The following is a 20,400-nucleotide window of genomic DNA, read 5'->3' on the forward strand; positions in this document are numbered from 1 at the left end:
TTGAACAAAGCTAGCCTCAAGTATTGCAGGACTTCCAAGAGAAAGATTCTGTTCATTCAGGTTCAACTCTTGGCTGGTCTCTGACTAAGGTTCATCGGAGTTATGAATCATTTTTGATTCAGCTCCTTTGTAGTGTGTACAAAAGGGAGACCAGTTGCTGTGTCTGTGGGTATTCTCGGCACCAAACTTGGCATGACTCAAATTTTCGACGAAACAGGTAAAGCAATTCCTGTGACTGTCGTTCAAGCGGGTCCATGCTCTATTACGCAGATTAAAACAGCCTCAACCGATGGCTACTCTGCTATTCAGGTCGGCTTTGGCGAAGTGAGCCAAAAAGCGCTAAATAGACCTGAACTAGGCCACTTGGCTAAATCAAATGCTGCGCCGCTACGCCATCTACAGGAGTATCGGTTAGACAGCACCAGTGAATTTGAGCTGGGTCAGCAAATCAATGCTGATATTTTCTCGGCTGGTCAAATTGTTGATGTGATTGGCACCAGCATTGGCCGTGGCTTCGCTGGCTATCAAAAGCGTCACAACTTTGCTCGTGGTCCTATGGCCCACGGTTCTAAAAACCACCGCGCACCGGGTTCTACCGGAGCTGGTACTACGCCAGGACGCGTTTATCCAGGAAAGCGGATGGCTGGGCGTTTGGGTGGCTCGCAAGTCACGATTCGTAAATTGACAGTGGTTCGCGTAGATGCTGAGCGCAATCTACTGCTGATCCAAGGGGCGGTTCCTGGTAAGCCGGGTGCGTTGCTGAGCATCGTTCCTGCTAAGCAAGTAGGTCGTTCAAAGTAAAAGCTCTGTAGGCGTTATGCTGGCTGACTTTGCTCGCAGGCCATCGCAGACAAGAGGCTACAGGACAGGGATTAAAGAGAGATATGGTTAACTGTGTAGTTCGAGACTGGGAAGGAAAGGAAGTCGGAGAGGCTCCCCTAGAGCTCCGCGTTGCAAAAGAAGGGACAGCCTCTCACGTAGTTCACCGAGCCTTGGTTCGTCAACTGGCGAATGCTCGTCAAGGAACTGCGAGTACCAAAACCCGTGCAGAGGTGAGTGGAGGGGGTCGTAAGCCCTGGCGCCAAAAAGGTACAGGTCGTGCTCGTGCTGGTTCGAACCGTTCCCCCCTATGGCGGGGTGGCGGTGTAATCTTTGGTCCGAAGCCAAGAGATTACTCGATCAAGATGAATCGGAAAGAGCGTCGTTTGGCTTTGAGAACTGCTCTACAAAGTCGGTTCGAAGATTTGGTGATTGTGCAAGATTTTGCTGATCAACTGCCTCGGCCAAAAACTAAGGAATTGGTATCCGCGATCGCTCGTTGGGGAGTTGATCCAGCCGCTAAAGTTCTGCTGATCTTGCCTGAGCGTGCCGAAACTATTTATCTCTCAGCTCGCAACATCCCTAACCTGAGACTCATCTCTGCATCCAACTTGAATGTCTTCGACATCCTTGCTGCGGACCAGATTGTGACCACAGCATCTGCTCTTACGAAAATCCAGGAGGTCTACGGTGACTAAGGCTAATCCTCGCTCCCTAGCAGACTTGATTCGCCGTCCTCTGGTAACTGAGAAGGCAACCCGACTGCTAGAGGACAACAAATACACCTTTGAAGTTGCTCCTCAAGCTACTAAGCCACAAATCAAAGCGGCGATCCAAGAACTATTTGAAGTCCGCGTCATTGGTGTCAACACCCAAAGACCTCCTTTAAAGCAGCGTCGAGTTGGCAAGTTTATGGGTCATCGCCCCCAGTACAAGCGGGCGATCGTAACTCTAGCAGCAGGGGATTCTATTACTCTGTTCCCTGAAGTTTAGAGTTCTTCCTTGTACTGTCGGTAGGGGCGTATTTTGATATAGCCCGTACTAGCGACATTGTTGAATGGTCTACTAGTCAACCAAGAGTTTGAGTTATGGGCATCCGTTCTTATCGGCCATATACCCCTGGAACTCGTCAGCGTACCGTCTCAGACTTCGATGAGATTACACGTAGCGAGCCAGAAAAATCTTTAACAGTTTCAGTTCACCGCGCTAAAGGTCGGAACAACCGGGGTGTAATTACCACTCGCCATCGGGGTGGTGGTCACAAACGCCTCTACCGTATTATTGACTTTCGTCGTGACAAGCGCAGCATTCAGGCGCGGGTTGTATCGATCGAATACGATCCCAATCGCAATGCTCGCATCGCCCTTCTCCATTATCGCGATGGCGAAAAGCGTTACATTCTTCATCCCCTAGGTCTTAAAGTTGACACTGTAATAGTTGCTGGCCCTGATTCCCCGATTGAAGTTGGTAATGCGCTGCCCCTGAGCAACATCCCCTTAGGTACTGCCGTACATAACGTTGAGTTGGCACCAGGGAAAGGCGGACAAATTGTCCGGGCTGCCGGAGCTAGTGCTCAGGTTGTCGCTAAAGAAGGGGCTTTTGTCACCCTGAAGCTGCCTTCTGGTGAAGTTCGCTTGATTCGCCGAGAGTGCTACGCCACGATTGGTCAGGTGGGCAATGCCGAAGCTAGAAATATCAGCTTGGGTAAAGCAGGCCGTAAGCGCCACCTAGGACGTAGACCGGAAGTGCGAGGCAGCGTCATGAACCCAGTGGATCACCCTCACGGTGGTGGTGAAGGTCGCGCTCCCATTGGTAGAAGCGGGCCTGTTACTCCTTGGGGTAAGCCAACTCTGGGATACAAGACTCGCAAGAAGCGGAAACTAAGCGATGCCTTGATTGTCCGTCGCCGTCGTAAGTCTTCCAAGCGGGGTCGTGGCGGTCGGGAGTCCTAAATCTCTTGGCTTCTGATGTAGGCTCTCAAGCTGGGTCTGCATCGACTCTTGATTAGAACGATTTGTAATCACCGATAGGTTGACTGAGCTATGTCTCGTTCCTTAAAAAAAGGCCCTTTTGTTGCTGACCACTTAATGAGCAAGATTGAAGCATTGAATGCTAGGGGCGAAAAGCAAGTTATCAAAACTTGGTCTAGAGCCTCCACCATTCTGCCGCAAATGATTGGTCATACCGTGGCGGTTCACAATGGTCGTCAACATGTTCCTGTATATTTGACCGAGCAAATGGTGGGTCACAAACTAGGAGAGTTTGCTCCGACTCGCACATTTCGCGGTCACTCTAAGAGTGACAAGAAGGCTCGTCGGTAAAAAGATGTGAGGGTTTAGCCGTTTGCTTCAGCCTGTGAGTTGGAGATTGGAAACCTATTTTGCAGGCTGCTAGCCAGAGGGATAGAAGGGTAAATTTATGGCTGTTGATACAACTGAAGTAAAAGCGATCGCACGCTACATCCGCATGTCCCCCCACAAGGTTCGGCGGGTTCTAGATCAAATCCGGGGTCGGTCTTATCGAGAAGCGCTGATTATTCTGGAATTTATGCCCTATCGGGCTTGTGAGCCTGTACTTAAAGTTTTACGCTCTGCTGTTGCTAATGCTGAGCACAATGCTGGACTCGACCCAGCTACCTTGGTGGTTAGCCAAGCCTTTGCTGACCAAGGTTCTACCTTAAAGCGCTTCAGACCTCGGGCTCAGGGTCGCGCCTATCAAATTCGTAAACCTACCTGCCACATTACTGTAGCGGTTGCGCCTCAAGGGGATGCATAGATAGGACGCTTCTTCGTATCTCTATCCCCTTAACTTAGCTAGCCCTTTACTGCTTTTATTGAGGACGTATTCGTGGGACAGAAAATTCATCCAGTTGGTTTTCGTTTGGGTACAACCCAAGAACACCGCTCCCGTTGGTTCGCTGAACCTAACCGTTACCCAGAGCTTTTGCAGGAAGATTACAAAATTCGTCAGTTTGTCCAGAAAAATCTGAACAATGCTGGCATCTCTGAAATTCGAGTCGAGCGCAAAGCCGATCAAATTGACCTAGAAATTCGTACTGCTCGTCCTGGCGTCGTTGTAGGACGTGGTGGTACTGGGATCGAATCTCTGCGCGCTGGGCTACAAGCAGCACTGGGCAGCAGCGATCGCCAAATCCGCATCAACGTTGTAGAAGTTGCTCGTGTAGATGCCGACGCAGCTCTGATCGCTGAATATATTGCTCAACAGCTAGAGCGTCGGGTCTCTTTCCGACGAGTAGTGCGTCAAGCAATCCAAAGAGCGCAACGAGCTGGGATTGAAGGGATCAGAATTCAAGTGAGCGGTCGCTTGAATGGAGCAGAAATTGCTCGTCCTGAGTGGACTCGTGAAGGTAGAGTTCCCCTTCATACCCTACGTGCCGATATTGATTATTCCTATCGCACCGCTCAAACCATCTATGGAGTGTTAGGGATCAAAGTTTGGGTGTTCAAGGGTGAAATCATCCCTGGGCAAGAAGAACCCGCTCCCGCAGGAAACACTCAGCCTCGTCGTCGTCAGCAACGCCGCCGTCAGCAATTTGAAGACCGCTCTAATGAAGGTTGATTGCGAAGTCTGAGCATAGACATAGGATTGCTAAACATCAGCTTTAAGTTGATCGCCTACAGATTGGAATCGAATCATGTTAAGTCCCAGAAGAACTAAATTTAGAAAGCAACAGCGCGGTCGAATGCGCGGTATGGCGACTAAAGGGAATACGCTCAACTTCGGTGATTTCGGGTTGCAAGCGTTGGAACCCTCTTGGATTACCTCCCGCCAAATTGAGGCTAGTCGTCGAGCCATGACTCGCTACATTCGCCGGGGCGGTAAAATCTGGATTCGGATTTTCCCTGATAAGCCTGTAACGATGCGTCCTGCTGAAACCCGGATGGGTTCTGGTAAAGGTAACCCTGAATTTTGGGTGGCTGTTGTGAAGCCAGGTCGAATCTTATTTGAGATTGGTGGGGTGCCAGAAGCAACCGCTCGTGAGGCGATGCGCTTGGCTTCCTTCAAGCTACCTATTAAGACTAAAGTAATTGTTCGTGAAGTAGCGGCAGAAGCAGAAGCGCCCGCTCAGGAGTCCTAGGCTATGTCTCTTCCTAAGATTGATGAGGTAAGAAACCTCAGTGATGAAGAACTCAATGACAGAATTCTGGCTGTAAAGCGTCAGTTGTTTGAATTGCGCATGCAAAAAGCAACTCGACAGTTGGATAAGTCACATCAGTTTAAGCATGCTCGGCACCAGCTGGCTCAACTTATGACAGTGGAAAGAGCGCGCCAGATAGCTGCATCCTCAACCACGCAGTCAGCCACAGAACAGGAGTAGGCAATCAATGGCAGTTAAAGAAAGAGTTGGCTTGGTTGTCAGCGACAAAATGGACAAGACAGTAGTCGTGGCGGTAGAGAATAGAGCACCTCACTCCAAATACGGCAAGATCATGGTACGCACCAAGCGTTACAAAGCCCATGATGAAGAGAACAAATGTCATGTGGGCGATCGCGTCCGCATTCGTGAAACTCGACCTCTCAGCCGCACCAAGCGCTGGATTGTCAGTGACATCCTTAATAGTGCTTCACAAGTCTAGAACCAGGGAGACCAGACGTGATTCAACAAGAGTCTTACCTTAATGTGGCTGACAATAGCGGTGCGCGCAAACTGATGTGTATCCGCGTTTTAGGGGGTAACCGCCGTTACGGTGGTGTTGGCGATGTCATTATCGCTGTCGTTAAGGATGCAATTCCTAACATGGGAGTCAAAAAGTCCGATGTAGTTCGAGCTGTGATTGTTCGAACCAAGAAAGGACTGAGACGCGATAGCGGCATGAGCATTCGCTTTGATGATAATGCAGCTGTCATTATTAACGCTGACGGCAACCCCAGGGGAACTCGCGTATTTGGCCCCGTAGCCCGTGAACTACGCGACAAAAACTTTACCAAAATTGTTTCTCTGGCTCCGGAGGTGCTGTAATGGCAAGCAAAAATCAAGTAACCACGCCAGTTCGTCACAGAATGCATGTGAAGAAAGGCGACACAGTTCAAATTATCGCTGGCAAAGAGAAAGGAACGATTGGTGAAGTCTTAAAGACCTATCCCAAGCTCAGCAAGGTGGTGGTTCAAGGGGTCAACGTCAAGACCAAGCACGTTAAGCCTCAGCAAGAAGGTGAATCAGGCCGAATTGTGACGACTGAAGCCCCCATCCATAGCTCTAACGTCATGCTCTATTCGACCAAGCAAAAAGTTGCTAGCCGCATCTGCTATACCTTTGACGACAGCGGTCGTAAAGTACGGATGCTCAAGAAAACTGGCGAGATTATTGACTAGATAGAGTCAAGTTTTAACTCCAGGTAAATCACTAGGCTTCATTTCCCTGACAAAGCCCAGGGGCAAAGGACGAAATCATGGCGGGAAAGCTAAAAACCACTTATCAAGAACAAATCGTACCGAAGTTGATGGATCAGTTTGGTTATACAAACATCCATCAAGTGCCGAAACTAGTGAAAGTCACTATTAACCGCGGTCTGGGAGAAGCTTCTCAAAATGCGAAAGCACTTGAGGCTTCTGTCAATGAAGTCGCAGTCATTACAGGTCAAAAGCCAGTTGTGACGAGAGCCAAGAAGGCGATCGCTGGTTTCAAAATTCGCGAAGGAATGCCTGTCGGTGTCATGGTTACCCTACGGGGCGATCGCATGTATTCCTTCCTAGAACGGCTTATTAATCTGTCACTGCCCCGAATTCGTGACTTTCGTGGCATTAGTCCCAAGAGTTTTGATGGTCGTGGTAACTACACTCTGGGCGTGCGCGAGCAACTCATCTTCCCAGAGATTAGCTATGACAGCATCGATCAGATTCGTGGGATGGATATTTCAATCATTACAACTGCAAACAATGATGAGGAGGGCCGCGCCTTACTGAAAGAAATGGGAATGCCCTTTCGGGAGTAATTAAGGCAGACGGTTTCATAAAGAGGGAACTATGGCGGCTAACGACACAATTGCAGACATGCTGACGCGTATTCGGAATGCAAATCTAGCGCGGCATCAGACTACAGAGGTTCCGGCAACTAGAATGACTCAAAATATTGCCAAAGTCCTCAAAAGTGAAGGTTTCATCTCTGACTTCGAAGAAGTTGGTGACGGGGTTCAGCGACATTTAGTCATTGCCCTGAAATATAAAGGAAAAAATCGTCGACCGATTATTACAGGCTTAAGACGGGTTAGCAAGCCAGGTTTGCGTGTCTACTCCAATCGTAGAGAACTACCGCGAGTGCTAGGCGGCATTGGCATTGCGATCATTTCTACTTCAAGCGGCATTATGACGGATCGTGAGGCACGTCGTAGTGGTGTTGGCGGCGAAGTGCTTTGCTATGTTTGGTAAGCCAATCTACCAAGCAGAATCTTGTCGAGATGTACGGGAAACCCTAGATCCTGTTCATCTACATCAACCAGGAGTATTCAGTCATGTCTCGCATTGGTAAGCGTCCCATTAGTATTCCTCAGAAAGTGACTGTCACAATTGAGGGGCAACAAGTTGCCGTTCAAGGCCCAAAAGGTGAACTTTCTAGGACTCTACCGAATGAAGTGATTGTAGAGCAGGAAGGTGAAACCCTGCTAGTGAAGCGTCGTGATGAATCCCGTGCGGCTCGTCAGCGTCATGGCTTATCCCGCACCCTAGTATCCAACATGGTAGAGGGTGTTTCTCAAGGGTTCCAGCGTCGTCTCGAAATTCAAGGGGTTGGATACCGCGCTCAAGTTCAAGGCCGAAACTTGATTCTGAGCGTTGGCTATAGCCATCCCGTTCAAATTGAGCCTCCCGATGGGGTTCAAATGGCCGTAGAAAACAACACTAACGTGATTGTGAGCGGTATCGATAAAGAGATCGTTGGTAACATTGCAGCACGCATCCGTGCTGTTCGTCCGCCGGAGCCTTACAAGGGTAAGGGTATTCGCTACGCAGGTGAGTTCGTCAGACGCAAGGCTGGCAAGGCAGGGAAGAAATAGATATGAAGCTTAATCGTAAAGAGTCAACACGTCGTCGGCATCGTCGAATCCGGCGAGATGTAGTAGGTACAGCAGAGCGCCCTCGGCTGTCAATTTTCCGCTCCCATCAACATATCTATGCCCAAGTTATTGATGATAGTAAGCAACGTACCCTAGCATCTGCTTCAACTTTGGAACCAGACCTGAAGACGAAGTTGTCGTCTAGCTCTACTTGTGATGCTTCTATTGAAGTCGGTAGACTAATTGCTCAGCGATCGCTAGAGCAAGGCATTAAGCAAGTAGTTTTTGATCGGGGTGGGAATCTGTACCACGGTCGCGTGAAGTCGTTAGCAGATGCAGCTCGCGAAGGTGGTCTGGACTTCTAAAGATCCTGTCATTGCTGTTAGAGCTGAAGGCCAACAATAGTCTGCTAGGTTACAAGTAGAAAGCTCAAAATTAGATATCGCTTCAGGTTATCAAAACTCAGGACAGAAACATGGCGAATCGTCGTAAAAGCAACCGCACTCGTGAAAAAGAGGCCGACTGGCAAGAGCGAGTTGTGCAAATCCGCCGCGTGACTAAAGTAGTCAAAGGTGGTAAAAAACTCAGTTTTCGTGCGATCGTCGTTGTTGGTAACGAACGAGGCCAAGTGGGTGTTGGTGTCGGTAAGGCCAGCGACGTGATCGGCGCAGTCAAGAAGGGTGTCGCTGATGGGAAGAAGCACATTGTTGAGGTACCTCTCACCAAGGCCAACTCTATTCCTCACCCCGCAACTGGCGAGGGTGGTGGAGCTAAGGTCATGATGCGTCCTGCTGCACCTGGTACTGGGGTAATTGCTGGGGGTGCTGTACGGACAGTACTAGAGCTGGCAGGCGTTCGTAATATCCTGGCGAAACAGCTAGGATCTGGTAACCCACTCAGCAATGCTAGAGCTGCTGTTGAAGCTTTGGGTACTCTACGAACCTTCTCAGAAGTGGCCGAAGAGCGGGGCATTCCCATCGAAAATCTCTACGCTTAAGCCGGACTTTAACGAACGGTTTAGCTGCTGTAGGCACGCGGCGCGATCGCGTTTATACAACTTGTTAACGGGTTTAAAATCATGAGACTAGAAGATGCTCATCCCCAGCAGGGCTCTAAGAAGCGCCGTCGTCGTATCGGGCGAGGGATTGCTGCTGGACAGGGTGCAAGCGGTGGATTTGGCATGCGCGGTCAAAAGTCCAGATCAGGAAGCAGTACGCGCCCTGGTTTTGAAGGGGGGCAAATGCCTCTCTATCGCCGCTTGCCTAAGTTGAAGCACTTTACTGTAATCAATCGTAAGCAATATACCACCATCAATGTTAGCAAGCTGGCATCTTTGCCAGCAAACACAGAAGTTAGTTTGTCTTCTTTGCTGGAAGTAGGTTTGCTAACATCCGATGATGGTCCTCTGAAGGTATTAGGGGATGGCGAACTGAATGTTTCCCTGAGAGTTCAGGCTGCAGCCTTTACACAATCTGCGAAAGCAAAGATTGAAGCTGCAGGTGGCAGCTGCGAGGCATTAGAGGCAGAATAAGGTTTAGCATGAGTGCAGAAGTAATTCGAGCCAGAGTTGCTTCTGCCGCATTGCATTTAGCTTTGTAGAGGGAGCCCTTCATGGTTGTTAGTCGGGACAAAACTCCAAGCGCCCAAGAAACTTTTGCCCAAATGGCTCAAGCTGCTGGCCTGAGAAGTCGGCTGCTTTTAACTATTGGCTTGTTAATCTTAGTTCGCTTGGGCATCTTTCTTCCAATACCAGGAATCGATCGAGTCGCATTTGCTCAAAATATTCAGAATAACCAAGCGCTAGGATTTCTAGACTTGTTCGCCGGGGGCGGACTGATGGCGCTTGGTATCTTTGCGTTAGGTATTCTACCTTTCATTAATGCTTCTATCATTTTGCAATTGCTGACGGCAGCAATTCCTGCTTTAGAAGATTTACAGAAAAACGAAGGCGAAGCTGGGCGACGCAAAATCTCTCAGATTACTCGCTACGTGGCTTTAGGTTGGGCCATTATTCAAAGTGTTGGCATCACAGTTGGTCTGATTCGACCTTATGCAGAAAACTGGGGTCCCCTGTTTGTGGTTCAAACAGTCCTAGCTTTGACCGCAGGATCGATGTTTGTGATGTGGGCGGGTGAGGTGATTACAGAGCGGGGCATTGGTAACGGCGCCTCTCTCTTGATCTTCCTTAATATTGTCTCTGGCTTACCTAGATCTTTAGGGCAGACGATTGAGCTAGCTCAAGGTGGCGATCGCAACATTGTCGGCGGTGTCATTATCTTGCTCCTGGTCTTCCTGGCGATGATTGTGGGAATTGTGTTCGTGCAAGAAGGAACACGCCGAATTCCAATCATCTCAGCTCGTCGCCAAGTAGGCCGCCGGATGTACTTAGAGAAGAGTAGCTATTTGCCGCTGCGTCTCAATCAGGGCGGTGTTATGCCAATTATTTTTGCATCCGCCGTTTTGACTCTACCTGCTTTCTTGACTCAGGTTATAAAGAACCAGGCTTTTAGTCAGTTTATTACCACCTATCTCAGTCCCACCTCTTGGTTGCATGTAGTTCTGTATCTGGTGCTCATTGTTTTCTTTAGCTATTTCTACTCTTCCTTGATCGTCAACCCTGTTGACATGGCTCAGAACCTAAAGAAGATGGGCGCTAGCATTCCAGGTATTCGTCCTGGCAGGGCTACTAGTGAGTATGTGGAACGAGTTATTAACCGTTTAACTTTCCTAGGAGCAATCTTCTTAGGTTTGGTAGCGACTATTCCTACTGCGGTTGAAAGCGCAACTCGAGTTCCTACCTTTCGAGGGTTAGGAGCAACTTCTCTGCTGATCTTAGTAGGCGTGGCGATCGACACGGCGAAACAAATTCAAACTTACGTCATCTCTCAGCGATACGAAGGAATGGTGAAGCAATAGTGACGCGATTGATCTTCCTGGGTCCACCAGGAGCTGGTAAGGGGACTCAAGCTCAAGTCTTGGCCAATCTTCTGCAAATTCCTCATATCTCTACAGGCGATATTTTGCGAGATAATGTGACTCGGCAGACCGATCTCGGTCAAAAAGCCCAGTCATACATGGACCAAGGAGAGTTAGTTCCCGATCAACTAATTCTTGACATGATCCAGGCAAGATTAAGTCAAGAGGATGCGTCATCAGGTTGGATCTTAGATGGTTTTCCTCGCAACGTAGCACAGGCCGTATTTCTAGACGAACTACTCACAAAGATCGGTTTGTCCTACGATCGGGTAATAAGTCTAGAAGTTCCAGATGAAGTTTTAGTCGAGCGTTTGCTAAAGCGGCTCCGTAAGGACGATACAGAAGCTGTGATTCGGCATCGTCTGGCTGTTTACCACGAGCAAACAGCTCCTCTAATCAGCTTCTATCGCGATCGCCAGCAACTGGTTTCAGTGGATGGCAATCAATCAATGGAAGCAGTTACTAACGCTTTGCAGGCAGCTGTGAAGCCATGATCTTATCGCTGTTACCGCAATTACTAGGGTGATCGCCGATTAGGTATAGCGCAGCATGGTAGGTAGAGTTGGTAGGACTGCAACTTCCAACAGCTCTGTTCTAGATTTGATAGCCTGGGAATGAAAGGTTAATTATCTATGCTCAGGATGTTTCCTTTCTGGGGTAGGCAATTAACCTATCTTTGTGTCTGTGGATCTAAAACAATCCAAGTTTTTAGGAGAAGTGAATTGTCTAAACAAGATCTGATCGAAATGGAAGGAACTGTTACAGAATCCTTGCCTAATGCTATGTTTCGCGTTGACTTAGACAATGGATTCAACGTCCTAGCCCATATCTCTGGGAAGATTCGTCGCAACTACATCAAAATTTTGCCAGGCGATCGCGTCAAAGTTGAACTGACCCCTTATGACCTCACTAAAGGTCGAATTACTTATCGTCTGCGTAACAAGAAGTAAGTAATCATAACTTCCCTAGAAGTTAGCGGTTGCTAAGATAATTTGTTTGACGCAAATTATAGAAATTTGATATAATATCACTTTTGTAGTGCTGCCGAGACTAAGGCATGAAAGTTCGAGCATCTGTCCGGAAAATTTGTGAGAAGTGCCGCGTGATTCGCCGTCGCGGTCGAGTGATGGTGATCTGCTCCAATCCAAAACACAAGCAGCGCCAAGGCTAATTGATTCATCTTATACAGTACAGATGCCAACCAGCATCTTTGTTGTTGAAGATCACAGCAGGAAAGCAAAATTAGGGAGTAGAAGACGTGGCACGGATTGCCGGGGTAGACCTTCCTCGCGACAAACGCGTTGAGATTGGTCTGACTTACATTTATGGGATTGGGTTAACGCGCTCAAAGGAAGTCTTAGCTGCGACAGGTGTAAACCCTGATACGCGAGTCAAGGATTTGAGCGACGCTGATGTTGCTGCCCTTAGAGAAAACGTAGAAACCAACTACGAAATTGAGGGAGACCTGAGACGGCTCGAAGCAATGTCGATCAAGCGCTTGATGGACATTGGCACCTATAGAGGACGTCGTCATCGTATGGGCTTGCCAGTACGCGGTCAAAGAACTCGTACTAATGCTCGTACTCGTCGGGGTGGCCGTCGCACTGTTGCAGGTAAGAAGAAGGCACCTAGCAAGAAATAGTGACCCTATGAAGTGCGTCGCGACGCACTTCTCCCCATGTCGTAATTCATTCAGCAAGTCAACACTTCAATCCAAGAAACTCATATGGCGCGACAACCGACCAAAAAAACTGGGCCTCGTAAACAAAAGCGCAATGTGCCCAGTGGTATGGCTCATATCCAATCAACGTTCAATAACACCATTGTTACCATTACAGACACAGTGGGTGAGGTGATCTCTTGGGCATCTTCTGGCTCAAGCGGCTTCAAAGGAGCTAAAAAAGGCACTCCATTTGCAGCTCAAACTGCAGCTGAAAGTGCAGCTCGTCGTGCTACCGACCAAGGAATGCGCCAAATTGAGGTGATGGTCAGTGGCCCTGGAGCTGGACGCGAAACCGCGATTCGTGCTCTCCAAGCTGCTGGGCTGGAAATTACTCTCATTCGAGATGTAACTCCAATTCCTCATAACGGTTGCCGTCCGCCCAAGCGTCGCCGAGTCTAATTTCGAGTTGAGTCGTTAAGGAACTTCAGCTCTCAGTTCAGCTGAAATGTTTTGACTCCGTACTGATGACTGAGAATTCGTGCAGGGTTTTGGATTGGGAAGGTTATGCCTTCCGGGGATATGGAGAAGGGAGGTCGCTCCGTGGCGCAGTTTCAGGTTGAATGTGTAGAGTCTAATACTGAAAACGATCAGAGTCAGTACAGCAGGTTTGTTCTGGAGCCACTAGATCGTGGTCAAGGAACTACCGTTGGGAACGCCCTTAGACGAGTTTTGCTATCTAACTTGGAAGGGTCAGCAGTCACAGCTGTTCGTATTGCTGGTGTGAACCACGAATTTGCCACCATTCCAGGTGTACGAGAAGATGTGCTAGATATTCTGCTCAATATGAAGCAGATTGTTCTGAAAAGCTATTCTTCTCAACCCCAGCTGGGCAGGTTACTAGTGCATGGTCCTGCGACAGTTACAGCTGCTCAATTTGATCTACCCTCTGAATTAGAGTTGGTGAATCCTGATCAGTATGTTGCCACGCTGTCTGCAGGAGCAACTCTAGAAATGGAGTTTAGAGCTGAGCGTGGTAAAGGTTACCGGGCTGTTGATCGTGGGCGTGATGAAGCGGCTGCGCTAGATTTTCTCCACATTGATGCAGTTTTTATGCCTGTTCGCAAGGTGAACTACAGTATCGAAGATGCTCGTGTAGGTGGTTCACTAGAGAAAGACCGACTAATCATGGAGGTCTGGACGGATGGCAGTTTAACGCCCCAAGAGGCGCTGAGCCAAGCTGCAAATATTTTGGTGGATCTGTTTAATCCTCTGAAGGACATCACCTTCGAGCCCATGGACAAGGATGAGTTTCCAGATGAGGATCCCATTAGTCAGATTCCTATTGAAGAACTACAGCTTTCAGTACGGGCTTACAACTGTCTGAAGCGGGCTCAAATTAACTCTGTTGCGGACTTGCTCGATTACAGCCAAGAAGATTTGCTGGAGATCAAAAACTTCGGCCAAAAATCTGCTGAGGAGGTGATTGAAGCCCTGCAGCAACGTTTGGGGATTACTCTGCCCCAAGAAAAGTCTGCAAAGACTAGTTAAGAGGCCGCCACTGTCTTCCAGTGTCTGGTTGACCTCATTTGCAATCAGGCTCTGGAAGCTAAAAGCTGAGGTCTGAAATTAGTTAGGCTGTTTACTTTTTACAGAATGTCATGCGTCACCGTTGTCGTGTTCATCAACTTGGCAAACCTGCCGATCAACGTCGAGCTTTATTGAGAGCGCTCGCGACTGAAGTCATCCGGAATGGTCGGATTACAACTACTAAAACTCGGGCTAAAGCTGTCCGCTCTGAGGTGGAACACATGATCACCTTGGCTAAGGATGGATCCTTAGCAGCTCGACGTCAAGCTATGGGCTATCTGTATGACAAGCAGTTAGTTCATGCGTTATTTGAACAGGCGAGTACTCGGTACGGCGATCGCCAGGGTGGTTACACTCGGATTTTGCGTACTGTGTCTCGTCGGGGAGATAACGCCGATATGGCAATCATTGAGCTGACTTGATCGGACTAACCTACTTCTGATGTCCTCTGTACTGCCTCTGCCATCTGATGCGCTTGATTCAGTTGTTGAACTCAAGTCAAGCTCATCTCAGCGAGTCGCCCTGGTAATTCAATACTTGGGCACTCATTTTCATGGTTGGCAGCGACAGGCCCATCATCGAACCGTGCAGGAAGAGATAGAAAAGGCACTGGAATCAGTACTAGGTTACCCTGTCGCTCTTTCGGGAGCAGGTAGGACCGATGCAGGAGTGCATGCGGCTGCTCAAGTCGCGCACTTTGATGCTCCAGGCTCATCGATTCCTGCTTACCGTTGGGCTACTATTCTCAATTCACGTTTGCCCAAAGATGTTTTGATTCGTGCCTCAACGGCAGTGGGTGTTGATTGGCATGCTCGATTTTCAGCGGCCTGGCGGCGCTATCGCTATACCCTGTACACCGATGCAGTTCCCAACCTGTTTGTGCAGCCATTAGCTTGGCACTACTACTACGCTCCCTTGGATGATGTACTGATGCAGTCGGCTCTCGATCCGCTGCTCGGAAGACATCATTTAGCTGCTTTTCACCGAGCTGGATCTAAGCGGGCTCACTCCTGGGTTGAGGTTCAGGATGTTATTTGCCAGCGCCAAGGACCATTTGTCCATATGGAGATTCAAGCGAGTGGTTTCTTGTATGGCATGGTGCGCTTACTGATGGGCTTGTTGGTGCAAGTAGGTACGGGAATGCGATCGCCAGAAGAATTCACCGAACTCTGGCAATCTGAGCGTCGAGACCAAGTGAAGTATGCTGCACCCCCTCAAGGGCTCTGCCTGTTGAGAGTGGGATATCCAGATCATCCCTTTCCACCGGATATTTGGTTCGACACTCAACCTAAGCTGGTTTTGCCAGCTATGGCTGTTTCAGAACCCTGCTCACTTTGAGCTAAATTGCTGCACAACCGCTGTAGACTCAACCCTTTGTCAAGGATACAAAGACCGTTATGAACAAAACTTATCTTCCTCCTCAGGATGACTTGGATCGCAAGTGGTATGTCGTAGATGCTACTGACAAGCGATTAGGCCGACTAGCCACTGAAGTGGCGATGGTGTTGCGCGGTAAGAATAAACCGACCTACACCCCTTCTATGGATACTGGCGATTTCGTCATCATTGTCAACGCTGAAAAAATTGCTGTTACTGGCAAGAAGCGGACCCAAAAGCTGTATCGTCGTCACTCCGGTCGCCCAGGCGGTATGAAAACGGAAACCTTTGCCAAGTTGCAAGCCCGTTTGCCGGAAAGAATTCTGGAGCAGGCAGTGAAAGGTATGTTGCCAAAGAATACTTTGGGTCGTCAGCTGTTCACAAAGCTTAAAGTATACGCAGGGCCAGATCATCCCCATGCCGCCCAGCAGCCCCAAGTACTAGAAATTCAAACTATTCCCGGAGGACAGAAGTAATGCAAGCAACTGACCAAAGCGATCGCGTTGTCTATTGGGGTACAGGCCGCCGCAAGTCTGCTATTGCCCGTGTGCGTCTGGTTCCAGGCAATGGCAAGTTGACGATCAACGGCAAACCTGGCGACTTGTATCTGCAATTTAATGCAGCCTATTTGTCAGCTGCCAAGGCTCCCTTGGAGACTTTGGGTTTGGAGAACGAATATGACATTCTCGTCAACGCCGAAGGTGGCGGTTTGACAGGTCAAGCTGACTCTATTCGCTTGGGTGTAGCCCGTGCCCTGTGCCAGCTCGATCCAGAAAACCGGAAGCCTTTGAAAATCGAAGGCTATATGACCCGCGATCCCCGCGCTAAAGAGCGGAAGAAGTATGGTTTGCGCAAAGCTCGGAAAGCTCCTCAGTTCTCCAAGCGTTAATCACCTCAGTCTTTTAGCCAAGAGACTGTTAGAGAAAGAAGTGTAGTTAATTCCTAGCTTTAGTTTTTACTGGCCAAAGCTGTAGAACTAAAAGCTAAAATTTGTAGAGAGATAGCCAAGTTTCAGAGAGAAAGAGTCATGCCTAAGTCGGAGATTCATCCTGAGTGGTACCCAGAAGCCAAAGTGTACTGCAACGGGGAAGTGGTGATGACAGTGGGTTCTACCAAGCCAGAGTTGCACGTCGATGTTTGGTCTGGTAACCACCCGTTTTACACCGGAACCCAAAAAATTATTGATACCGAGGGTCGCGTTGAGCGCTTCCTACGGAAGTACGGCATGATGGACGGCCAACCAGAAGATGCAGCTCAGACGAAAAAGAAGAAGTAGATAGGTGGTTGGCTGGTATCGCCCTGGATGAGCTGCTAGGGCGTTTAACTTTTTTCTCAACACCTCTACTTTTGAGTAACGCGGAAGCTGTTCTATGGCTGAGACCTACCTGTTAGACAAACTAAGATCCGTTGAGCAAACCTTCAATGAATTAACTCGTCGATTGGCGGACCCAGATGTTGCGACTGACCCGAACGAGTTTCAGCGGGTGGCCAGAGCACGCTCATCAATGGAAGAGGTAGTCAATACCTATGACGATTGGAAGGCGACTCAAGAGGAGTTGGTAGGGGCTCGTCAAGTTTGGAAAGAAACGGCGAGTGATCCGGAGTTGCAAGAAATGGCATCTTTGGAGGTGGCAGAACTAGAAGCAAAAACTGAACAGCTAGAGCGTCGCCTAAAAATTTTGTTGCTACCCCGCGATCCCAATGATGATAAAAACATCATGTTAGAGATCCGAGCGGGTACTGGGGGTGATGAGGCTAGTATCTGGGCAGGTGATTTGGTCCGGATGTACTCGCGCTATGCAGAAGGCCAAAATTGGCGAGTCAAGCTAGTGAGCGAGTCTACCGCAGATATGGGAGGCTTCAAGGAAGCCGTTCTGGAAATTCAAGGCGAACAAGTTTACAGCAAGCTAAAGTTTGAAGCAGGAGTGCACCGAGTTCAACGGGTGCCTTTGACAGAAGCTTCGGGCCGTGTGCATACCTCGACTGCAACGGTGGCTATTATGCCAGAAGTCGATGAAGTAGAAGTTCATATTGATCCCAAAGAGATTGAGCTGACGACGGCTCGTTCTGGGGGAGCAGGCGGACAAAACGTCAACAAGGTGGAAACAGCGGTTGACCTGTTTCACAAACCAACAGGAATTCGCATTTTTTGTACAGAGGAGCGATCGCAGCTGCAAAATCGCGAACGAGCCATGCAAATTCTACGAGCGAAGTTGTATGAGATGAAGTTGCGAGAACAGCAAGAAGCGGTAACTTCAATGCGCCGTTCTCAAGTCGGGACTGGCTCTCGTTCCGAAAAAATCCGCACCTACAACTACAAAGACAATCGAATCACAGACCATCGTCTCGGCCAAAACTTTACCTTGACACCAGTTCTGGAAGGAGATCTGGAGTTGTTGATTCAGACCTGCATTGGTCAGGATCAGCAGGAGCGCTTGGAGGAGTTGGCAGCTTCAACTTCTGCGCCTGCCTAAGTGGGCTAAGTCGTCAAAGGTACGAGTGGCGCATCTACGCCTGTACTGTTAGTAAGGAAACGGTGCAGGCGTTTAGTTTTTTGATTTGCTAACAAAAGTGTCGCGCAGGCGGTGACTGTCAACGTCTGATGATTGAGTCTTAGAGGGATCAAACTTACAGATGTTTGACACTCCCCGGCGTGAACGCACGGGGATTCTTGGATCTTCGACAAACCTTAAAGCAAACCATCCTTGCGGCAATCCTTAAACCAACCAACCGTGAGTACACGAATTGACGAGCTTAACTTGGTCCACCCCAGAGGGGCCTGTCTCCCCAAGCGTCCTAGGATACGAGCCTAGCGTTAAGGCGTGCCCCGCCTTACGTTTCTGGGCAACTAAGTATTTGGTTTTCTCTGTCGTGGGAAGACGTGGCTTTCCCTGCCTGTTTAACGAGTTTTCGACGCTCGGTGCCCCTACTTTATGCCTAAAAGTGTGTCTTAACCGTTTCACGATGGCAAAGGAGTTTCACCTTGGCAGCTAGCACAATTCTATCAAAAGCCGTCCTAGAAGGACGGGGTTTTAGACCCAAGGTTCTGATAAGGATCGTTGACCGCCAACTATAATTAAATTTTGTTGCAGATTCAGCGCTTGGCGATCGCTAGAAAAACTGCATTCCTGCCTTGTGCCAACTCTCCCCACCCTACCTGCCTCGGAGGCTCTGAATGCTACGGTTAGAGCGTATTAGCAAAATTTACCCCACTGGCGAAGTTCTAAAAGATGTCAGCTGGGAAGTCAAACCAGGCGATCGCATTGGTTTAGTCGGGGTAAACGGGGCAGGGAAATCGACCCAGCTAAAGATTATTGTGGGAGAGATCGAGCCAACGGCGGGCGAGGTGATTCGACCTGCGAGCTTGCGGATCGCCCATTTAACTCAGGAGTTTGATGTAGATCCAACTCGGACTGTCCGAGAAGAGATGTGGCAAGCCTTTGAAGAGGCGAACCAAGCGCATATCGCCTTGTCAGAAATCCATCGGCAAATGGAAACTGCTACTCCCGCAGAATTAGACGTTCTCATCCGCAAGATGGATCGCTTCCAGCGGCAGTTTGAGGCTTTAGATGGGTATGGATTAGAAGCGCAGATTGAAAAGATCTTGCCAGAAATTGGTTTTGAACCTGAAGATAGCGATCGCTTAGTCAGCGCCTTTAGTGGGGGTTGGCAGATGCGGATGAGTTTGGGCAAAATTTTGCTCCAGTCCCCTGATCTTCTGTTGCTCGACGAGCCGACGAACCACCTAGATCTAGAAACGATCGAGTGGCTGGAAACCTATCTCAAAGGATTGACCACCCCTCTGGTGATTGTCTCCCATGACCGAGAATTTTTAGATCGCCTTTGCACCCAAATTGTAGAGACCGAGCGTGGAGTTTCGACCACCTACCTAGGCAACTACTCAGCCTATCTGCAACAGAAGTCTGAGCTGCGCGATGCCCAACTTAGTGCCTACGAACGGCAGCAAAAAGAACTCGATAAGCAACAAGCTTTTGTAGATCGTTTCCGCGCTAGCGCAACTCGCAGTACCCAGGCTAAGAGCCGTGAAAAGCAGCTAGAAAAAGTTGAGCGAATTGAAGCTCCTATCGGGGATGTCCGCACCCTACACTTCCGCTTTCCCCCTGCCCCCCGGAGTGGTCGGGAAGTGGTGATGATCGAAAATTTGGTTCATACCTACGACGAGAAGATTCTGTTTTTAGGGGCAGAGCTTTTAATTGAGCGTGGCGATCGCGTGGCTTTTCTAGGTCCGAATGGAGCTGGCAAATCGACTGTTCTCCGCTTAATTATGGGCATGGAGCAAGCGACCGAGGGCAGCGTTAAGTTAGGGGATCATAACGTCATTCCTAGCTACTTCGAGCAAAATCAAGCCGAAGCTTTGGATCTCAATAAGACCGTCATGGAGACAATTCATGATGAGGTGCCTGACTGGAAAAATGAGGAAGTCCGGACATTATTAGGACGATTTTTGTTTAGCGGCGATACCGTTTATAAGCGTGTAGAAGCACTGAGTGGGGGCGAGAAAGCCCGTCTAGCTCTAGCTAAAATGCTGCTCCAGCCCGCTAACCTCTTGATTCTGGATGAGCCTACCAACCATTTGGATATTCCAGCCAAAGAAATGCTGGAAGAAGCGCTCCAAAATTATGATGGAACAGCAATTATCGTCTCCCATGATCGCTATTTTATTTCTCAGGTCGCTAATAAAATTGTGGAAATTCGAGATGGAGAATTCCGAGTTTATTTGGGAGATTATCATTACTATTTAGAGAAGGTTGCTGAAGAAAAAGAAAAAGCTAAGCTGGCTGCTATAGAAGCTGAGAAGGCGGCTAAAGTAGCGGCGAAACGCGAAAAACAACGCGAAAAAGAGAAATCTAAAAAGACCCAAGCGCAAGCTTAATCCAGCCTTACTTAAGATTCTCGTAATATCAGCAATTTTAGATTTAGAACTCGATGGTATGATTGCGGAGAAAT

At 48.9% G+C, this 20,400-nt stretch carries 32 protein-coding genes; all 32 read left to right on the forward strand.

What is annotated here, in order from left to right:
* Window positions 1-159 precede the first annotated feature (159 nt).
* The 32 genes from rplC to KME12_02425 all read left to right on the forward strand — a co-directional run bounded on the left by rplC (window position 160) and on the right by KME12_02425 (window position 20,326).
* Window positions 160-801 carry a 50S ribosomal protein L3 gene (gene rplC, locus KME12_02270; protein MBW4486594.1) on the forward strand — a complete coding sequence of 214 codons (642 nt, stop codon included), beginning with the start codon at window positions 160-162 and terminating at the stop codon, window positions 799-801.
* 83 nt (window positions 802-884) lie between these two features.
* On the forward strand, window positions 885-1,517 hold the full coding sequence (gene rplD / locus KME12_02275; GenBank protein MBW4486595.1) for a 50S ribosomal protein L4: 633 nt from the start codon (window positions 885-887) through the stop codon (window positions 1,515-1,517).
* Entirely contained in the window at window positions 1,510-1,812 is a 303-nt protein-coding gene (locus tag KME12_02280; protein ID MBW4486596.1) for a 50S ribosomal protein L23, read from the forward strand. The genes rplD and KME12_02280 overlap by 8 nt, the downstream gene beginning before the upstream one ends.
* A gap of 95 nt (window positions 1,813-1,907) precedes the next feature.
* Window positions 1,908-2,771, forward strand: coding sequence for a 50S ribosomal protein L2 (gene rplB / locus KME12_02285; GenBank protein MBW4486597.1), 864 nt, complete (start codon window positions 1,908-1,910; stop codon window positions 2,769-2,771).
* 90 nt (window positions 2,772-2,861) lie between these two features.
* A complete protein-coding gene (gene rpsS / locus KME12_02290; GenBank protein MBW4486598.1) occupies window positions 2,862-3,140 on the forward strand; it encodes a 30S ribosomal protein S19 in 279 nt (92 codons plus the stop codon).
* Between the two features lie 97 nt (window positions 3,141-3,237).
* Window positions 3,238-3,594: a 50S ribosomal protein L22 gene (gene rplV, locus KME12_02295; protein ID MBW4486599.1), complete on the forward strand. Its 357-nt coding sequence runs from the start codon at window positions 3,238-3,240 to the stop codon at window positions 3,592-3,594.
* Window positions 3,595-3,666: 72 nt separating this feature from the next.
* The gene (gene rpsC, locus KME12_02300) at window positions 3,667-4,398 is read left to right on the forward strand and encodes a 30S ribosomal protein S3 (GenBank protein ID MBW4486600.1); all 732 of its coding nucleotides are present in this window, start codon (window positions 3,667-3,669) and stop codon (window positions 4,396-4,398) included.
* Window positions 4,399-4,474: 76 nt separating this feature from the next.
* On the forward strand, window positions 4,475-4,918 hold the full coding sequence (gene rplP, locus KME12_02305; GenBank protein ID MBW4486601.1) for a 50S ribosomal protein L16: 444 nt from the start codon (window positions 4,475-4,477) through the stop codon (window positions 4,916-4,918).
* 3 nt (window positions 4,919-4,921) lie between these two features.
* Window positions 4,922-5,158, forward strand: a complete 237-nt coding sequence (gene rpmC / locus KME12_02310; protein ID MBW4486602.1) for a 50S ribosomal protein L29 — start codon at window positions 4,922-4,924, stop codon at window positions 5,156-5,158.
* Between the two features lie 7 nt (window positions 5,159-5,165).
* Window positions 5,166-5,417: a 30S ribosomal protein S17 gene (rpsQ, locus tag KME12_02315; protein ID MBW4486603.1), complete on the forward strand. Its 252-nt coding sequence runs from the start codon at window positions 5,166-5,168 to the stop codon at window positions 5,415-5,417.
* 17 nt (window positions 5,418-5,434) lie between these two features.
* Window positions 5,435-5,800 carry a 50S ribosomal protein L14 gene (rplN, locus tag KME12_02320; GenBank protein ID MBW4486604.1) on the forward strand — a complete coding sequence of 122 codons (366 nt, stop codon included), beginning with the start codon at window positions 5,435-5,437 and terminating at the stop codon, window positions 5,798-5,800.
* Entirely contained in the window at window positions 5,800-6,153 is a 354-nt protein-coding gene (gene rplX / locus KME12_02325) for a 50S ribosomal protein L24 (protein MBW4486605.1), read from the forward strand. Before rplN ends, rplX begins: the two co-directional genes overlap by 1 nt.
* A 77-nt stretch (window positions 6,154-6,230) precedes the next feature.
* On the forward strand, window positions 6,231-6,773 hold the full coding sequence (gene rplE, locus KME12_02330) for a 50S ribosomal protein L5 (GenBank protein MBW4486606.1): 543 nt from the start codon (window positions 6,231-6,233) through the stop codon (window positions 6,771-6,773).
* Window positions 6,774-6,804: 31 nt separating this feature from the next.
* The gene (gene rpsH, locus KME12_02335) at window positions 6,805-7,206 is read left to right on the forward strand and encodes a 30S ribosomal protein S8 (GenBank protein ID MBW4486607.1); all 402 of its coding nucleotides are present in this window, start codon (window positions 6,805-6,807) and stop codon (window positions 7,204-7,206) included.
* Between the two features lie 83 nt (window positions 7,207-7,289).
* Entirely contained in the window at window positions 7,290-7,829 is a 540-nt protein-coding gene (rplF, locus tag KME12_02340) for a 50S ribosomal protein L6 (protein MBW4486608.1), read from the forward strand.
* A 2-nt stretch (window positions 7,830-7,831) separates the two neighbouring features.
* Complete coding sequence (rplR, locus tag KME12_02345; protein ID MBW4486609.1) at window positions 7,832-8,194, forward strand: 50S ribosomal protein L18; 363 nt, start codon at window positions 7,832-7,834, stop codon at window positions 8,192-8,194.
* Window positions 8,195-8,304: 110 nt separating this feature from the next.
* Window positions 8,305-8,826, forward strand: a complete 522-nt coding sequence (gene rpsE / locus KME12_02350) for a 30S ribosomal protein S5 (GenBank protein MBW4486610.1) — start codon at window positions 8,305-8,307, stop codon at window positions 8,824-8,826.
* 81 nt (window positions 8,827-8,907) lie between these two features.
* Window positions 8,908-9,360: a 50S ribosomal protein L15 gene (rplO, locus tag KME12_02355; GenBank protein MBW4486611.1), complete on the forward strand. Its 453-nt coding sequence runs from the start codon at window positions 8,908-8,910 to the stop codon at window positions 9,358-9,360.
* 80 nt (window positions 9,361-9,440) lie between these two features.
* Complete coding sequence (gene secY, locus KME12_02360) at window positions 9,441-10,745, forward strand: preprotein translocase subunit SecY (protein MBW4486612.1); 1,305 nt, start codon at window positions 9,441-9,443, stop codon at window positions 10,743-10,745.
* Window positions 10,745-11,299, forward strand: coding sequence for an adenylate kinase (locus KME12_02365; protein MBW4486613.1), 555 nt, complete (start codon window positions 10,745-10,747; stop codon window positions 11,297-11,299). The genes secY and KME12_02365 overlap by 1 nt, the downstream gene beginning before the upstream one ends.
* 228 nt (window positions 11,300-11,527) lie before the next feature.
* Entirely contained in the window at window positions 11,528-11,755 is a 228-nt protein-coding gene (gene infA / locus KME12_02370) for a translation initiation factor IF-1 (protein ID MBW4486614.1), read from the forward strand.
* 107 nt (window positions 11,756-11,862) lie between these two features.
* Entirely contained in the window at window positions 11,863-11,976 is a 114-nt protein-coding gene (gene rpmJ, locus KME12_02375) for a 50S ribosomal protein L36 (GenBank protein MBW4486615.1), read from the forward strand.
* Window positions 11,977-12,063: 87 nt separating this feature from the next.
* Window positions 12,064-12,447, forward strand: a complete 384-nt coding sequence (gene rpsM, locus KME12_02380) for a 30S ribosomal protein S13 (GenBank protein MBW4486616.1) — start codon at window positions 12,064-12,066, stop codon at window positions 12,445-12,447.
* Window positions 12,448-12,531: 84 nt separating this feature from the next.
* Window positions 12,532-12,927 (forward strand): 30S ribosomal protein S11, encoded by a 396-nt coding sequence (gene rpsK, locus KME12_02385; protein ID MBW4486617.1) that lies wholly within the window; start codon window positions 12,532-12,534, stop codon window positions 12,925-12,927.
* Between the two features lie 141 nt (window positions 12,928-13,068).
* Entirely contained in the window at window positions 13,069-14,016 is a 948-nt protein-coding gene (locus KME12_02390; GenBank protein MBW4486618.1) for a DNA-directed RNA polymerase subunit alpha, read from the forward strand.
* Between the two features lie 110 nt (window positions 14,017-14,126).
* Window positions 14,127-14,477, forward strand: a complete 351-nt coding sequence (rplQ, locus tag KME12_02395) for a 50S ribosomal protein L17 (GenBank protein MBW4486619.1) — start codon at window positions 14,127-14,129, stop codon at window positions 14,475-14,477.
* 19 nt (window positions 14,478-14,496) lie between these two features.
* Window positions 14,497-15,393 (forward strand): tRNA pseudouridine(38-40) synthase TruA, encoded by an 897-nt coding sequence (truA, locus tag KME12_02400; GenBank protein ID MBW4486620.1) that lies wholly within the window; start codon window positions 14,497-14,499, stop codon window positions 15,391-15,393.
* A gap of 59 nt (window positions 15,394-15,452) precedes the next feature.
* Window positions 15,453-15,908: a 50S ribosomal protein L13 gene (gene rplM, locus KME12_02405; protein ID MBW4486621.1), complete on the forward strand. Its 456-nt coding sequence runs from the start codon at window positions 15,453-15,455 to the stop codon at window positions 15,906-15,908.
* Window positions 15,908-16,321: a 30S ribosomal protein S9 gene (rpsI, locus tag KME12_02410; protein MBW4486622.1), complete on the forward strand. Its 414-nt coding sequence runs from the start codon at window positions 15,908-15,910 to the stop codon at window positions 16,319-16,321. Before rplM ends, rpsI begins: the two co-directional genes overlap by 1 nt.
* A gap of 138 nt (window positions 16,322-16,459) precedes the next feature.
* Window positions 16,460-16,708, forward strand: a complete 249-nt coding sequence (rpmE, locus tag KME12_02415; GenBank protein MBW4486623.1) for a 50S ribosomal protein L31 — start codon at window positions 16,460-16,462, stop codon at window positions 16,706-16,708.
* Window positions 16,709-16,802: 94 nt separating this feature from the next.
* Window positions 16,803-17,906: a peptide chain release factor 1 gene (gene prfA / locus KME12_02420; protein MBW4486624.1), complete on the forward strand. Its 1,104-nt coding sequence runs from the start codon at window positions 16,803-16,805 to the stop codon at window positions 17,904-17,906.
* Window positions 17,907-18,607: 701 nt separating this feature from the next.
* Entirely contained in the window at window positions 18,608-20,326 is a 1,719-nt protein-coding gene (locus KME12_02425) for an ATP-binding cassette domain-containing protein (protein ID MBW4486625.1), read from the forward strand.
* The last annotated feature ends 74 nt before the right edge of the window (window positions 20,327-20,400 follow it).

It is taken from the genome of Trichocoleus desertorum ATA4-8-CV12, assembly GCA_019358975.1.
Taxonomy (GTDB): domain Bacteria; phylum Cyanobacteriota; class Cyanobacteriia; order FACHB-46; family FACHB-46; genus Trichocoleus; species Trichocoleus desertorum_A.

Excerpts from the sequence above, each read along its gene's own strand:
- rplD (MBW4486595.1), top strand. The coding sequence starts at position 885 with ATGGTTAACTGTGTAGTTCGAGACTGGGAAGGAAAGGAAGTCGGAGAG.
- rplB (MBW4486597.1), top strand. The coding sequence starts at position 1,908 with ATGGGCATCCGTTCTTATCGGCCATATACCCCTGGAACTCGTCAGCGT.
- rpsS (MBW4486598.1), top strand. The coding sequence starts at position 2,862 with ATGTCTCGTTCCTTAAAAAAAGGCCCTTTTGTTGCTGACCACTTAATG.
- rplV (MBW4486599.1), top strand. The coding sequence starts at position 3,238 with ATGGCTGTTGATACAACTGAAGTAAAAGCGATCGCACGCTACATCCGC.
- rplP (MBW4486601.1), top strand. The coding sequence starts at position 4,475 with ATGTTAAGTCCCAGAAGAACTAAATTTAGAAAGCAACAGCGCGGTCGA.
- rpmC (MBW4486602.1), top strand. The coding sequence starts at position 4,922 with ATGTCTCTTCCTAAGATTGATGAGGTAAGAAACCTCAGTGATGAAGAA.
- rpsQ (MBW4486603.1), top strand. The coding sequence starts at position 5,166 with ATGGCAGTTAAAGAAAGAGTTGGCTTGGTTGTCAGCGACAAAATGGAC.
- rplX (MBW4486605.1), top strand. The coding sequence starts at position 5,800 with ATGGCAAGCAAAAATCAAGTAACCACGCCAGTTCGTCACAGAATGCAT.
- rplE (MBW4486606.1), top strand. The coding sequence starts at position 6,231 with ATGGCGGGAAAGCTAAAAACCACTTATCAAGAACAAATCGTACCGAAG.
- rpsH (MBW4486607.1), top strand. The coding sequence starts at position 6,805 with ATGGCGGCTAACGACACAATTGCAGACATGCTGACGCGTATTCGGAAT.
- rplF (MBW4486608.1), top strand. The coding sequence starts at position 7,290 with ATGTCTCGCATTGGTAAGCGTCCCATTAGTATTCCTCAGAAAGTGACT.
- rplR (MBW4486609.1), top strand. The coding sequence starts at position 7,832 with ATGAAGCTTAATCGTAAAGAGTCAACACGTCGTCGGCATCGTCGAATC.
- rpsE (MBW4486610.1), top strand. The coding sequence starts at position 8,305 with ATGGCGAATCGTCGTAAAAGCAACCGCACTCGTGAAAAAGAGGCCGAC.
- rplO (MBW4486611.1), top strand. The coding sequence starts at position 8,908 with ATGAGACTAGAAGATGCTCATCCCCAGCAGGGCTCTAAGAAGCGCCGT.
- secY (MBW4486612.1), top strand. The coding sequence starts at position 9,441 with ATGGTTGTTAGTCGGGACAAAACTCCAAGCGCCCAAGAAACTTTTGCC.
- rpmJ (MBW4486615.1), top strand. The coding sequence starts at position 11,863 with ATGAAAGTTCGAGCATCTGTCCGGAAAATTTGTGAGAAGTGCCGCGTG.
- rpsK (MBW4486617.1), top strand. The coding sequence starts at position 12,532 with ATGGCGCGACAACCGACCAAAAAAACTGGGCCTCGTAAACAAAAGCGC.
- rplQ (MBW4486619.1), top strand. The coding sequence starts at position 14,127 with ATGCGTCACCGTTGTCGTGTTCATCAACTTGGCAAACCTGCCGATCAA.
- truA (MBW4486620.1), top strand. The coding sequence starts at position 14,497 with ATGTCCTCTGTACTGCCTCTGCCATCTGATGCGCTTGATTCAGTTGTT.
- rplM (MBW4486621.1), top strand. The coding sequence starts at position 15,453 with ATGAACAAAACTTATCTTCCTCCTCAGGATGACTTGGATCGCAAGTGG.
- rpsI (MBW4486622.1), top strand. The coding sequence starts at position 15,908 with ATGCAAGCAACTGACCAAAGCGATCGCGTTGTCTATTGGGGTACAGGC.
- rpmE (MBW4486623.1), top strand. The coding sequence starts at position 16,460 with ATGCCTAAGTCGGAGATTCATCCTGAGTGGTACCCAGAAGCCAAAGTG.
- prfA (MBW4486624.1), top strand. The coding sequence starts at position 16,803 with ATGGCTGAGACCTACCTGTTAGACAAACTAAGATCCGTTGAGCAAACC.
- KME12_02425 (MBW4486625.1), top strand. The coding sequence starts at position 18,608 with ATGCTACGGTTAGAGCGTATTAGCAAAATTTACCCCACTGGCGAAGTT.